General features: G+C 62.2%; 1 protein-coding gene. It reads left to right on the top strand.

Annotation, left to right across the window (positions count from 1 at the left end; translation table 11 throughout):
* On the top strand, positions 1-791 hold a 791-nt coding region (gene tssI / locus ACM3N8_RS22350), incomplete at both ends, for a type VI secretion system tip protein TssI/VgrG (protein WP_416016608.1).

The following is a 791-nucleotide window of genomic DNA, read 5'->3' as shown; positions in this document are numbered from 1 at the left end:
GGCAAGGCGTTTGCCCAGCACCGACTCGATGCCCTTCGCAATGATGCCGTGGCGGGCAGTGGCAAGTCCAACAGCGCAGCCCTGCTGCCAGGGCAGAGCTTCTCGCTGACCGAACATCCCAACGGCAGCCTCAACACCGACTGGCAAATCGTGCGTATCCAGCACACCGGCTTGCAGCCGCAGGCGCTGGAAGAGGAGGGGGGCAGCGGCCCGACCGTCTACCACAACGAATTTGCGGTGGTCAAAGCCAGCACCAGCTGGCGGGCGCGCATCGGCAGCCCACAGGCGCCTTACAAGCCGATGGTGGACGGCCCGCAAATCGCCACAGTGGTCGGCCCCGAAGGGGAGGAGATTTACTGCGATGAACATGGCCGGGTCAAACTACAGTTCCCGTGGGACAGATACGGCAGCTCCAACGACCAGAGCTCCTGCTGGGTGCGTGTATCCCAAGGCTGGGCCGGCGGCCAATACGGCATGATGGCGATTCCGCGCATCGGCCATGAAGTTATCGTCTCATTTCTGGAAGGGGACCCGGACCAGCCCATCGTCACCGGTCGCACCTTCCACGCCACCAACCGGCCACCCTACGAGTTGCCGGTCAACAAGACCCGTACCGTGCTGCGCACCGAGACCCATCAGGGTGAAGGGTTCAACGAGCTGCGCTTCGAAGACCAGGCGGGCAAGGAAGAGATTTACATCCACGGTCAGAAAGACCTGAACGTACTCATCGAGAACGATGCGGCCTGGCACATCAAGCACGACCAGCACACCGATATCGACAATGAGCGGGT

The organism is Aeromonas sp. A04, from assembly GCF_047780465.1.
Classification (GTDB): Bacteria; Pseudomonadota; Gammaproteobacteria; order Enterobacterales; family Aeromonadaceae; genus Aeromonas; species Aeromonas bestiarum.
Note: the sequence above shows the minus strand (reverse complement) of the source record. Positions and strands in the feature narration are given on the sequence as shown.